The 13,260-nt window shown below is 54.7% G+C and carries 11 protein-coding genes and 1 pseudogene; 2 read left to right on the forward strand and 10 right to left on the reverse strand.

The window, feature by feature from the left end; genetic code table 11:
* Positions 1 to 47 precede the first annotated feature (47 nt).
* From NOS26_RS00740 to NOS26_RS00775, 8 genes and pseudogenes are all read right to left on the reverse strand, one after another.
* Positions 48 to 845, reverse strand: coding sequence for an MBL fold metallo-hydrolase (locus tag NOS26_RS00740; protein WP_255917125.1), 798 nt, complete (start codon positions 843 to 845; stop codon positions 48 to 50).
* A 20-nt stretch (positions 846 to 865) separates the two neighbouring features.
* Positions 866 to 2,613 (reverse strand): annotated as a pseudogene (pyk, locus tag NOS26_RS00750) (pyruvate kinase).
* Between the two features lie 40 nt (positions 2,614 to 2,653).
* On the reverse strand, positions 2,654 to 3,799 hold the full coding sequence (locus NOS26_RS00755; protein ID WP_014016290.1) for a glycerate kinase: 1,146 nt from the start codon (positions 3,797 to 3,799) through the stop codon (positions 2,654 to 2,656).
* Positions 3,800 to 3,912: 113 nt separating this feature from the next.
* On the reverse strand, positions 3,913 to 4,989 hold the full coding sequence (locus NOS26_RS11665; protein WP_255917127.1) for a sugar diacid recognition domain-containing protein: 1,077 nt from the start codon (positions 4,987 to 4,989) through the stop codon (positions 3,913 to 3,915).
* Positions 4,990 to 5,014: 25 nt separating this feature from the next.
* Positions 5,015 to 5,794, reverse strand: a complete 780-nt coding sequence (locus tag NOS26_RS00765; RefSeq protein WP_255917128.1) for a ZIP family metal transporter — start codon at positions 5,792 to 5,794, stop codon at positions 5,015 to 5,017.
* 131 nt (positions 5,795 to 5,925) lie between these two features.
* Positions 5,926 to 7,257 carry a branched-chain amino acid transport system II carrier protein gene (brnQ, locus tag NOS26_RS00770; protein ID WP_022497456.1) on the reverse strand — a complete coding sequence of 444 codons (1,332 nt, stop codon included), beginning with the start codon at positions 7,255 to 7,257 and terminating at the stop codon, positions 5,926 to 5,928.
* Positions 7,258 to 7,365: 108 nt separating this feature from the next.
* A complete protein-coding gene (locus NOS26_RS11670; protein WP_353803457.1) occupies positions 7,366 to 7,557 on the reverse strand; it encodes a hypothetical protein in 192 nt (63 codons plus the stop codon).
* A gap of 116 nt (positions 7,558 to 7,673) precedes the next feature.
* Positions 7,674 to 8,855 carry a D-alanyl-D-alanine carboxypeptidase family protein gene (locus NOS26_RS00775; protein WP_370687610.1) on the reverse strand — a complete coding sequence of 394 codons (1,182 nt, stop codon included), beginning with the start codon at positions 8,853 to 8,855 and terminating at the stop codon, positions 7,674 to 7,676.
* A 69-nt stretch (positions 8,856 to 8,924) separates the two neighbouring features.
* On the opposite strand from NOS26_RS00775, the gene NOS26_RS00780 reads away from it, so the two are divergent.
* Positions 8,925 to 9,695: an alpha/beta hydrolase gene (locus tag NOS26_RS00780; protein ID WP_074787371.1), complete on the forward strand. Its 771-nt coding sequence runs from the start codon at positions 8,925 to 8,927 to the stop codon at positions 9,693 to 9,695.
* 22 nt (positions 9,696 to 9,717) lie between these two features.
* Positions 9,718 to 11,337 (forward strand): EAL domain-containing protein, encoded by a 1,620-nt coding sequence (locus tag NOS26_RS00785; protein ID WP_255917130.1) that lies wholly within the window; start codon positions 9,718 to 9,720, stop codon positions 11,335 to 11,337.
* A 3-nt stretch (positions 11,338 to 11,340) separates the two neighbouring features.
* Here NOS26_RS00785 and NOS26_RS00790 read toward each other — a convergent pair whose 3' ends face one another.
* Complete coding sequence (locus NOS26_RS00790; RefSeq protein ID WP_074787375.1) at positions 11,341 to 12,126, reverse strand: TPM domain-containing protein; 786 nt, start codon at positions 12,124 to 12,126, stop codon at positions 11,341 to 11,343.
* Between the two features lie 14 nt (positions 12,127 to 12,140).
* On the reverse strand, positions 12,141 to 13,259 hold the full coding sequence (locus NOS26_RS00795) for a hypothetical protein (protein WP_074787377.1): 1,119 nt from the start codon (positions 13,257 to 13,259) through the stop codon (positions 12,141 to 12,143).
* Between the last annotated feature and the right edge of the window lies 1 nt (position 13,260).

The raw sequence follows: 13,260 nt of genomic DNA on the forward strand, positions 1-13,260 counted from the left end.
GTACAATGAAAATAGGCTGTCGCCCATGCGACAGCCTATTCTACAAACTATAAAGCGATGACGTCCAAATCATCTGGGATATACAGTTTTCCCTGATAATACCGGCATCCTTCGGCATTGTAACGCTGGCGGCGATGGGCCAGGTCCTTATCTTCCGTATGATAGAGGATCAGGTTCTGTACGCCCAGGCGGGCCGCCGTCTCACAGGCGTCTTTGACGGTAGAATGGTGTTTTTCATAGGGATGGAAGATATCCGCTTCGGCGTCGAGGCAGAAAGCTTCGTGAAGGAGCCATTTACTGTCACGGACATAGACTTCTTCCCAGGGCTGGTACGGTTCATCGCCACAGCAGGTCAGTCTGCCATCGGCAAGTGCCAGGGAAAAGCCGAACTGTTTGGCCTTCGTCGAGTGGATATCGAAAAAGGTCACATCGTGGCCTATGAGCTGGCGCGTTTCCCCGTCGGCCACCGTGACGAGATGCAGGCGGTCATCGAGGAAGGCACTATCTTTCGAGGACAGCAGATTCTTTCCCATCGTGCGCAGCAAGGAAATGACTTCTTCGTGGCCGTAGATGACGGCTTCGCCATCATAAGTCCTGCGCCGCCAGGACTGACACATCATGCGCATGAGCCAGAGGATGCCCAGAAGATGGTCCATGTGTTTATGCGTGACGAAGACGGTCCGCATATCCTGCCAGCGCAACTGGGCCTTTTCCAGCTGCTGCAGGAGGCCGTTCCCGCCATCGCCATCGACGAGCAGGTACTGGCCACCTCCATCGAGGACAAAACAAGTATTATAACAATGGGTCACCGTCGCGTTCCCCGTCCCTAATATCGTCAGATTCATGACCAGACCTCCCCAATAGCTTATCGCGCGTTGGCTTCGCCGCGGAAGATGGTGCCGCGGCTGGCGTCTACGGTGACGATTTCGCCGTTTTCCAGGGTGTCTACGGCATGAGCTGCGCTGACGACGGTTGGGATGCCCAAGGTGATGGCGACGATGGCTGATTCACTGGTCAGGCCGACTTCTTCGGAGACGATGGCGCTGGCCCGTTTCATATAATCGACGAAATCAGCGCGGGCCGAACGGAGGACGAGGATGCATCCGTCGCTGAAGTTCTTTTCCAGGTCTTCTTTCGATTGAGCGACACAGACTTTGCCGATGGCCGAATTACGGCCGATACCGGTACCGCGGAGGAGGACGTCACCGACGACCTGGACGCGGATCATGTTGGTCGAACCGGCTTTGGCAACGGGGACACCGGCCGTGAGGACGACGAGGTCACCGGCTTTGATGAGGTCGTTGTCGAGGGCTGCGAAGATAGCGTTATCGACGACGGCGTCAGTGTCGTTCGCTTCTTTACCCGTGACGGCCTGGACGCCCCAGTTGAGCTGCAAGCGGCGGACGATGGCTTCGTGCGGCGATACGGCCACAATCGGGCAGGCCGGGCGGAATTTAGAAATCATCTGCGCTGTGCCGCCGCGTTCCGTCGAAGCGATGATAGCCGCAGCGTGGAGGTCTTTGGCAATCTTGACGACGGCTTTGCCGATGGATTCGGTCGTCGTCGTCGATTCGGCGTCGACATCTTCATAGGACTTCGGCGTGAAGTTGCTTTCGTAAAGGTAGCGACGCGGGCCATGGTTTCAACGGCTTCTACCGGATAGAGGCCGCCAGCCGTTTCGCCGCTGAGCATGATGGCATCGGTGCCGTCGAGGATGGCGTTGGCAACGTCGCTCGTTTCAGCACGGGTCGGACGCGGATTGTTGCACATGGATTCCAGCATCTGCGTAGCCGTAATGACCGGTTTGCCCGCAGCCTGGCATTTATGGATGAGGACTTTCTGGAGCATCGGTACTTCTTCCGCCGGGACTTCGACGCCGAGGTCACCACGGGCGACCATGATGCCGTCGCTCATCTTGATGATATCGTCGATGTTGTTGACTGCAGCCTGACATTCGATTTTAGAGATAATCTTCATGTGGCTGTCGTGTTTTTCCAAAATCTTGCGAATCGTCAGGACATCTTTGCCGCGCTGGATGAAAGAAGCGGCAATCCAGTCCATATTCATGCGGCAGCCAAATTCGATGTCGGCGGCATCGGTTTCAGAAACGGCCGGCAGGTTGATGGCGATGCCCGGTACGGCAACGCGCTTGCGGTCGCTCATCTTGCCGCTGTTGAGGATCTTCGTATGGATATCTTCGCCTTCGACGCTGACAACTTCCAAGTTGACCAGGCCGTCCGACAAGAGGATGTGGTCGCCGGCTTTGACGTCCTGCGGCAGTTCTTTATAGTTCATGGAGGCAATCGTTTCGTCGCCTTCGATGTCACGGGCCGTCAAGGTGAAGTCCTTGCCGGCTTCCATCATGATCGAGCCATTCTTAAATTTGCCCAAACGGATTTCCGGGCCTTTCGTGTCCAGGAGCAGTGCCACAGGGATACCCAGTTTCTGGGAGGCAGCGCGGACCATGTCGATGCGCTGTTTATGTTCTTCATGAGAACCATGGGAGAAATTAAAGCGGGCAACGTTCATGCCGGCTTTAATCATCTTTTCGATAATTTCCGGGGTATTGGAACTGGGGCCTAAGGTGCAGACGATCTTTGTTTTTTTCAGCATATCTATTCTCCTTGCTTCTATTTAATGAGATGATTTTCGTTCAGCTGACGGCGCGGATGAGGTTGAAGACCTGCTGAGCCGTGTTAGTCATATTGCGCAGCGCCGTTTCTTTGTTCATGGCTTCTTCCAGCGGCATGGCTTTATCGACGATAGAAAAGAAGGCGTCGATGCCCTGCTGATTACATTCGGCGGCATCGGCCGTCGTGCAGCCGGCCAGGGCGATGACTTTGGCGCCGTACTGTTTAGCCAGTTTCGCTACGCCAATCGGGGCTTTGCCCATAGCCGTCTGGGCATCGAGGCGGCCTTCACCGGTGATGACGTAATCGGCATCTTTAACGGCTTCTGCCAGACGGATGGAATCGAGGACGATCTGGATGCCTGAACGCAGCCGGCCATGCAGGTATGCCAGGAAAGCGAATCCCATACCGCCAGCTGCACCGGCACCGGCTGTCTGACTGAAGTCATGACCGGTATACGTCCGGGTGACGGCGGCAAAAGACCGGCTGGCATCGTCCAAGACTTTGACATCCTGCGGCGACGCGCCTTTCTGGGGCCCGAAGATATAGGCAGCACCCCAATTCCCGAATAACGGATTGGTCACATCGCAGGCAACATCGAAGGTGCAGTCTTTCAGGGCTGGCAGGACCTGGGAATCATCGACAGAAGCGATGCGCCCTACTTCCTGCCCGCCTAAACCAATGGGCTTGCCTTGAGCATCGCGGAAAATATACCCCAGAGCCTGGAGCATGCCGACGCCGCAGTCACTGGTCGAGCTGCCGCCCAGGCCGATGATGAAATGGCGGATCCCCGCTTCTATAGCCTGCGCCATGACCTGGCCGACGCCATATGTCGTCGTATGCAGGGGATTGCGCTGTTCGGATGGAACCAGTCCCAATCCGGCAGCCCCAGCCATTTCAATGACGGCCGCTTCCATCCCCGGCAGATAGCCATAAGGACAGGAAACGGCTTCACCTAAAGGCCCCTGGACGCCGACATAGCGGAGCTCACCATCCAGCCCATCGACGAGGGCCTCGACCGTCCCTTCCCCACCGTCGGCCAAGGGTTTGACAATGACCTGGACAGGATGGCCGCCATAGGCCTTGCGGACGCCGGCTTCGATGGCCCGGCCGGCTTCGACGGAAGTCAGGCTATTTTTCAAGGAATCAATGGCTACAACGACTTTCATGATAATCTCTCCTCTATTTGCGAACTCATAAAGCTGTGTTTCTCTATGCCTATAGTGTAACAAAAGAAGCCCTCTCTTCCTATGTTATAAAACACAATAAATCATCATTATTTTTATTTCATAAACCAAGGAAGAGTGGCAATATATAGAGATACGGCATCGCAAAATATCCTCGGATCGAGGCCGGTCTTCCCGGCAATCCGCTTTAGCCGGTATTGCAGCGTATTCTTATGGATGCAGAGGATCCGAGCTGTTTCCTGGATGGACAAGTTCTGCTGATAATAGCTTTGGAGCAAATGGATGTCGCTGTCCGTCAAATGCTGGCAAATATCCCGGCAGTAACGGCGGCGCACGGCCCCGTCCAGACTTTGCAGTAAAAAGGCCAATTTCATATCATCCGCATGAACGCAGAAGACCTGCCGGTCTGCCGCTGCCTGCAAGGCCATTTTGGCAAAACGGTACGATTCGTAGATCCGGTGGAACGGCTCTTCGGTCCCGATTCCCGCCGAAACGCCTGGATAGAACCATTCTTTCCATCGTGGCAGCTTCCTGGCCCAGTCCGAATAGACCTGACAAGGAACGAGGATGACGAAGATATCGGGGTAGATATACGTATATAAGGTCATCCCCAGCTTTTGACAGGTTTCAGACAGCTGCTGACGGAAATCCCCGGCCTGGCGGGTTCCCTTATGCCATCGGAAAACGGCAGCAATATACTGGCTGCCTGCCAATTCTGGCTGTTCTTCGGCCAGCTGTTGCACCATATCTTCATCATGGTAGATCAAGGCCATGACTTGACGGCTGCGATGTTCTTCTTCACTGAACGCCTCTTGGCTCAAGCGATATTCCTGGAGGAAGACTTCACAGATTTTCGTCAGCAAGAAACCGTATTGGCCGACGACAGCCGGTTCCCCGGTAATCCCGACAACCCCCAGGACTTGTCGGCCCATGACGATAGGATAATTGACGCCTTGGCTGACCCCCTCTTCAGGGCAGTCTTCCTGAACGGTCTGGACCCGTCCCGTCCGGGCGGCGACATGGCCGGCCTTGTGGTAGGTGCCAATACGGGCGCTGTCAGTGCTGGCCATGATACGCCCCTGACAGTCGATGAAATTGACGTTCCAGCCGACGACGGCCTTGGCCGAATCGACGATCTGCTGAGCTAATTCATCGGTGATGCGTACCTTCACTTAAAATCATCCTCTCTAGTAAGAATCATGATAACGCCACGTCCAGGGCCATCATCAACGTGAATCCCAGAGCAAAGGACAGGACGCCAATATCGGAGTGTTCGCCAGCCGACATTTCCGGGATTAGTTCTTCGACGACGACATAGCACATGGCTCCGGCTGCCAGGCTGAGGAGGTACGGCAGGATGGGTACGATGAAGGCCGTCAGGGCAATGGTCACGGCCGCCCCGAGGGGTTCGACGATGCCCGATAAGAGGCCGCCGAGAAAGGCCTTGTGTTTGCCGACACCAGCCGCTTTGAGGGGCATGGAGATGATGGCCCCTTCCGGCAGGTTCTGCAAGGCGATGCCCAAGGACAAGGCAAAGGCCCCGGCCGCACTGATTCCCGTCTGACCAGCCAGGAGTCCGGCATAGACTACACCGACGGCCATGCCTTCGGGGATGTTATGAAGCGTCACGGCCAGGACGAGCATCGTCGTTCGCTGCAAATGGCTGTGCGGCCCTTCGGCCTTCTCACTGTACATGTGCAGATGCGGCACCAGCCGGTCCAGGGCCAGGAGCAGGAAGATGCCCAGCCAGAACCCGGCCACGGCCGGCACGAAGGCGAATTTCCCTAACGGCGCCGATTCTTCCATAGCCGGGATCAAGAGGCTCCAAATGGATGCGGCAATCATGACGCCCGACGCAAACCCCGTCAGCCCCCGCTGGACCTGGCGGTCCAATTCCTGTTTCATAGCATAGACACAGGCCGCCCCTAGTGACGTCCCAACAAAGGGGATGAGGATCCCCATGACAGTATTTTCCATAATAACTTTCCCTCCCTGTATCTCATTTGATTATATTTGATACTCAATATCGTAATAATTTCATTATACACGAAAAGAGGCCGTCGTACAAAGACAGCCTCTTTTTTTCTACAAACGATGAACGCTTTAAGTTACAAACTTTCTTCCAGCGCACTTTCGCCGCTGATTTTCCCGGGCAGGACCAGGGACAGGGCCAGGCAGACCAGGGATGGTACGAGCCAGCCCAGGCCGCTGTCGCCTAAGGGCAGGCCCTGGATGAGGACAGCCGCTCCGTCGAGATGGAAGAACTGGGCGGCAATGTCGATGGCCGATACGATGCCGGCAGCGGCGACGGTGCAGCGCATGCCCAGTTTCGACAGGCTGACGAATTTATTGACAATGGTCAGCATGACGACGACAATGGCCATGGGATAGACGAACAGCAAAAGGGGCAGCGTGACCTGGATGATCTGGTTCAAGCCGAGATTGGCCAGGAGCAGGCTGATGACGCTGATGACGGTGACGTATTTCTTATACGACAGGACCGGAAATTCTTCGGCGAAGAACGTCGAAACAGCGGCGATGAGGCCGACTGTCGTCGTAAAGCAGGTCAGCGTGACCATGACGGCCAGGAAGGCCATGCCGACAGTCCCGAAAATCTGGAACGACGTCTGAGACAAGACATAGGCGCCGAGATTGATCGTAGCATCTTCATAGACCGACTGGGGGATGGGAAAATGATTACCCAGCAGGGCCAGGCCCAGATAAAGTCCGCCCATGAGGACGGCTACGGCAGCCCCGGCCATCCAGACACTGGCGATATGTTCCTTTTCTGAGGTAAAATGAATCCGCTTCATAGCCCCCAGGGCGATGATGCAGAAAGCAAAGGACGCCAGCGTATCGACCGTATTATAGCCTTCAATGAAACCGTTGCCGAAGGCCGAAGCAGCATATTTCCCCATAGGCGCAGCTGTCGACGGCGTCGTATAGGCCACCATGCCGACGATGATGAGCAGGACGATCATGATAGCAAAAATCGGGGTCAATACCTTACCGACGCGGTCGAGGAGCTTCGACGGCGTAATCGACAGCCACCAGGCGCAGACGAAATAAAGAGTCGTGAAAATAGCCAGCGGCAGCATGCCGTCGCCGGTAATGGGCAGGATGCCGATAGAAAAGGACGTCGCCGCCGTCCGCGGGATAGCCATGAGCGGCCCGATGGCCAGATACATGAGCGTCAGGATGATGAGCGAAAAGAGGGGCGAAATCTTATGATTCATTTCCGCCCGGAAACCGCCTGGGTTGAAGGTCCCCATGATGACGGCGATGACAGGCATGCCGATGCCGGACAAGAGAAATCCCAGAATCGCCGGCGTAAACTGCCCTCCCGCCTGGAACCCCAGCGACGGCGGGAAAATCAGGTTCCCGGCCCCGAAAAACATGCCGAACAACAATAGTCCGACTTGTGCACCATTTTTCAACATAAACAGATAACACTTCCTTTACAATTTTAATTCATACATGTAAATCTTTATTTATACATTGTAAAGTTTTAAGTGTCTTCTGTCAATCCAAAAAGTTAAACGATTATTTTATGATAACTTTGGCCACTGCCTGAGCAACGAGATTTTCCCCATCCGGTTCATCTTGGCGCATGTTGAGGTACATGCAGGGTAAGGCACGGGCGTCAAAGACTGTTTAGACAAGGTCTTCCCTTCTCCTTTGGCCAAAGACAAGGCTGGCATCGAAAACAAGGCGGCTCCTACGGCAGTGCCGGCAGCCATCTTCAAGAATGTACGTCGCGAAAATGCATGGATGTCTCCTGGCACTGCCTATGATCGTCCTTTTGGAAATGAGCCGCCTCATCATCCGCTATGGCCTGCACCGTTGAGAAAGATCGTTACCAACCTAAAAGTGAAGTGATGGTACCGACCAGCCAGGAAGTCACGGAAAAACCAGGTTCAATCGGTTCCGCCTTCATATCCACACGACCTACGGGCTGACCGTCATAATTGACGATGATATGACCGACGATGCCAGCCTGTGTTTCCTTGGCCGAAATGACATTCGGCAAATCATACGTCAAGCTGTAATGCGACGCATCTTCGCCATGAATCAAGGGATAACGGATATCCTGGACAGCCTTGACTTCGGTACGACACGTCGTGCCGTCTTTGACCCAAATCGTGTGTTTCGTTTCATCCGCTTTTGGCCCTTCGGCAGTCTTTACATGGGAAAAGCCATAATCCAGCAACGTTCTGGCATCGGTAAAGCGCCCTCCTTCGGTAGGTGAAGCCATGAGGACGACGAGAAGATCCGTACCATCGCGCTCTGCTTCTGCTGCAAGACAACCGCCGGATTCGCCAGTCCACCCGGTCTTTACCCCGATGGCCCCCGGATAGGATCCTAATAAGGCATTCGTATTTTCTGCCCGTAAATGCTTGCCTGCCGGAGACAGCCAATGGACGTCGGCTGTCTTGCGGGCTACCATATTACGAAACGTTTTGTTTTCCATGGCATAACGGGCTAATATCATCATATCCCGTGCCGTCGAATAATGCGTCGGCACAGTGAGCCCATTAGGATTTTCGAAGTGCGTATGCTTCATCCCTAAGACAGCTGCCCGTTCATTCATCCGTTTAGCAAAAGCCGGTACACTGCCGTCTACGCGGTCAGCCAGTGCCACAGCCGCTCCGTTATCAGAAACTAAGAGCATACCGCCTACTAATTCATCGCGCGTAAAGACATCGCCTTGGGAAAATCCAAGAGGACAGTCTTCTGTATTAGCTGCATCGTCCAGAATAGAAATCTGTGTCTCAGGCTGCAGCTTTTCCAAGGCTAATACAGCAGTCATCATTTTCGTCATACTCGCCGGATACTTCAAGACATCGGCATCTTTTTCCAGAATTACCCGACCTGTCGATGCCTCAACGAGAATATACGACTGAGCCAGTACAGCCGGACTCTCTGCCGCAGCGGTCCCTGAAAATGATATGATACTCAGCAAGCAGAAACACATACTTCCTGCCAGCCATTGCTTTATGCTCTCCATGAAATACCTCCTAAATTTTCTCTCAAACATCTGCCTCTTTTATGATATACTGATGAAGTACGTCATTCTGACGAATCCACCTAAAAGAGGCATTGATATATGGAAAAGAATTTCGACATTAATCAGCAGGGATACAGCATCCGCTGCAAGCTGCTCATCAATGACAATGATAAACAGACACGCACTTTCGACAACGTCGTCATCGTCACCCACGGATTCGGCAGCCACAAAGACACGGCCGGAACCGTCCATTTTGCGGAACACTTGACGAGCAAATACAAGAACTACGCCGTCATCGCCTTTGACTGGCCCTGCCACGGTGCCGACGCCCGCAAGAAACTGTCCATCCCGGAATGTATGACCTATCTGACGCTGGTCGTCGATTATGCTAAGACCGAGCTCCAGGCCCAAAATATATACAACTATTCGACGAGTTTCGGCGCTTACATCACGCTGCGCTACCTCATCGAACGGGGCAATCCTTTCAAAAAAATCGCCCTGCGCAGCCCTGGTGTCAACATGTATGAAAGCATGAGCAACCACGTCTCCGACGAAGGCTTTGCCAAGCTGAAAAAGGGCAAGGAAATCCAGGTTGGCTTCGACCGCAAGATGAAGATCGACCAGGCTTTCATGGATGACCTCAAGAGTTTCAACGTCCGCGACCACGAATATTTCGATTTTGCCGACGACATCCTCATCCTCCACGGCACGAAGGACGAAATGATTCCTATCGACCTGGTCCAGGACTTCGCCGAAAACAACGTCATCGAGTTCGTCCCCGTCGAAGGGGCCAACCATCCCTTCCAGAACCCGAACCACATGGCCCTGGCCATCCACCAGATCATCGAATTTTTCCATAAAGGAGATTAAAATGACAACGGGAGAGTGTTCCATGGAAAATGTTGCCCATTATGTCACCCATCACATCGATGAAGCTATCGAAAAAGGCTGGATTCAGCTCTATTTCCAGCCCATCATCCGCAGCCTGTCCCACACGACGTGCGCCTTTGAAGCCCTGGCCCGCTGGCAGGATCCGGTCCGGGGCCTGCTCACGCCAGGAGATTTCATCCCGGTCCTGGAAGAAAGCCGGCAGATCCACAAACTCGATCTGTATATTTTCAAGCTCCTCTGCCAGAACTATCATCCCCGGGCCGACCAGGGCCTGCCCATGGTCCCAGTGTCCTTCAACTTGTCCCGGCTGGATTTCATCACCTGCGACATCTTCACAGAAATCGAAAAGCTGACCCAGGCCTATCAGCTCCCGCCGTCGCAGCTCCGCATCGAAATCACAGAAAGTGTCTTCATTAAAGACATCGAAACAGTCAACCAGACGCTGAATAAGTTCCGCGCTGCGGGCTACCAGATCTGGATGGACGACTTTGGCAGCGGCTATTCGTCGCTCAACGTCCTCAAGGACTACGAGTTCGACACCATCAAGCTGGACATGGCCTTCCTGTCGAATTTTACCGACCGTTCTAAGGAAATCGTGAAATCCGTCGTCGATATGGCCAAGCACCTGGGCATCCATATCTTGACGGAAGGCGTCGAAACACTGGAACAATACACCTTTCTGCGCAATATCGGCTGCGAAATGCTGCAAGGCTTCTTATTCAGCAAGCCCCTGCCCTATATCCAGGCCATCGAGTACATCGAAGAGCTGGGCCTGACCCATGAAACGCCGGAAATGCGCCGTTATTACAGTGCCGCCGGCAGCCTCGATTTCCTTACGGACCGGCCCATGGCCCTGGTCGAATACGAAGCTATCAGCCATCACGTCCGCTTTCTCTTCGCCAACCAGCCATACCGTCAATCCCTGGCCTCAAAGGGCATTTACAGCCTGGAACAGTGCGAATACAACCTGAATACGCAGGACAGCCCGATTATCCACATCATTTCCGATTTCATCAAAAAAGTAATCGCTTCCGACGAACAGGAATCGATGACGTATATTAAGGGCGGCATGTTCATGTGGCTGAGAATCAAGAAAATCGCCCAGCAAGGCCCTTATTATCTCGGCTGCTGCACGCTCCAGAACATCACGACGACGACAGATGAACTGGAACAAGTCAAGCTGACGGGCCTGAAAGAAAAGATTTATGACTTGTACGATACGGTGACCATGCTCGATATCCAAACCAGGCAGGCCCAATCCCTCACTTTCTGGCGCAGGGACCCGGATTTCCTGCCCGGCCATGAATATGGCTTTGAACAGGCCCAGCATCATTATACGGAAAAGTATATCGCCCCAGAAGACCGGGACCGTTTCTACCATTTCAGCAACTACGCGACCCTGGAAAACCGCTGCCAGGCTGCGCCCCAGCATACCTTGACCGACTATTTCCGGACCCTGACCGAAACGGGCAGCTATCAGTGGCACGCCCATTACCTGATCCTTTTGCCCGAAAGCCAGGGTCACCATTACCTCCATATCGCCAGTTCCTGCCGCGGCGCCGATGCCAAGCGGGTCCAGCGGCTGATTCAGGTCTATAAAGAGTACTTTGAAAAGAAATAAGCCTCAGAATGACCCGCCACCACCGCCGCCATCATCATCGCTATAATCATCCGCACTGTCGAAATCGGGCAGGTCGTCGTCGACGGGACGGGCCTTGGCGATATGCTGGACGGTCATGAAGACGAAGGTGTCCCGGCTGTCGGTCAGATGGAAGCTGCCGGCGTCGACATAAGCATCGGCAGCCGCTTCTTTATGGACATTGCTCATCTTGCCGATGAGATAAGCCCGAAAGGCCACGCCGCAACCGACAGCCAGGACGAGAGCCACGACCAGGGCCAAGGGGCTGAAGGCATCGGCCGGGTCATAGGCCTTGCCCTTTTCCTGATAATAAGCCAATAATTTCGCCGACGACTGGCCATAGGCTACAAAGGCTTTGGCATAATGGCCGTCTTTCAACGGCGGCAGAAAGGCATCCTTGAGATAAGGGATGCCTTTTTTGTTGCTGATTCTCTCCTTCATGGCCTTGTCCGTCGCGACATACCAGTCATGGCGGTCCATGGCCAGGAGCAGGACCATATTGCCGTTCTTCCCATCCCGATAGTCCCAGTCCAGGAGCTGCTTGGCATAGGTACCGGCTTTGGTCCCCTTCGTCGAGGCGACGGTGACCACGGCGATGCGTACATCGTAGCGCTGTTCCACGTCCTGCAAAGCCGCCGATACTTCGGCCTGTTCGGCCGGCGTAAGCAAATGGGCCCCGTCGGACAGACTCGGTGCGGCCGCGGCAGCACCAGCCGTCGTCAGGACCACGATGGCCACCACCAGGATTGTCTCTTTCAACCATTTCCACATCGTACTCGCTCCCCTCATAACAAGCCGCTCCCGATCATGACGAATTTCGCCAGGAAATACAGGACCGGCACCAGGACAACGGCCAGGGCCGCGCCGTATTCATAGGACTTGGCCTTGTCATAGGGCAGGGAGCCGGCCATCTTGCCGGTCTGGCCATTCATCATGAAGGTATAGGGCTTGCCGTCATAGCGCGTCGTCAAAATCCACACCGGTGCCATGGCGTATTCCACGGTCCCTTCGTCTTTATGGACGACGCCGTCTTCGAAAGTCCGCCGCTGATGATTGTCCACCGTCTCTTCCAGGATAGCAAAGGCACTCTGCGACAGCCTTTCATCGGCCCTGGGCACGGCCGCTTCGGCGTCGATGTCATATTTGTCGGCCAGATAGCCGGCAAAATAGGCCGGACTGAAAGGGACCATTTCGCTGTAGTCAAAGGGCTCGATGCTTTCCATATAGGTGTCATCCATTTTCTGGCTGCCGTCGACAGGGATGCGGTGGAAAGCCAGGGTCCCCGTCCGGTCGCAGTGGTAGATGCTGGTCTCGATGAGCGTTTCGTCAGGCGTCTCGAAGACGGCATCGTCTTCAACCCGGAAAGCCGCCGTCGCCGTGACCTGGGCATGGAACAGCCAGAACGGGACGTACATGGGCTGGATGGCTTCGACGCGGTTGTTGGCCGTAAAGGCCCTGGGCAGAAGCCAGCGCCCCTGGTAAAACTGTTTCAGCGCCGCCACGGCTTCTTCTTTGGTCTTCTTGAAGGGGATGACGTAGTCGGGCTTGAGCATCCCGGAAAAGCGGCTGGGAATGAGCGTCGGGTTGCCACAGTAACAACATTCCGTGGCCATGGTATTCTCGTCGCAGACGATTTCAGCACCGCACGATGAACAGGTATAGGTCTGTAAATGAGCCGCTTCGTCATCGCTCCAGGCCTGACCGGCTCCGTCGGTCTTCCAGCGGACCTTGCGGGCCGCATCAGCTGCAGCGGCCCGCGCTTCCTTCTGGGCATAGAGCGCTTCCAGTGTCGGGACGTCGAATTTCGTATCGCAATAGTCACAAGTGACGGTCTTGTCTTTCGGCTTGAATTGCAGCGGTGCGCCGCAGTTCGGGCATTGATAGCTGACCGAGGTATCCGCCATG

The sequence above is a fragment of the Megasphaera sp. SC8-1 genome (assembly GCF_024436295.1).
Taxonomy (GTDB): domain Bacteria; phylum Bacillota; class Negativicutes; order Veillonellales; family Megasphaeraceae; genus Megasphaera; species Megasphaera elsdenii.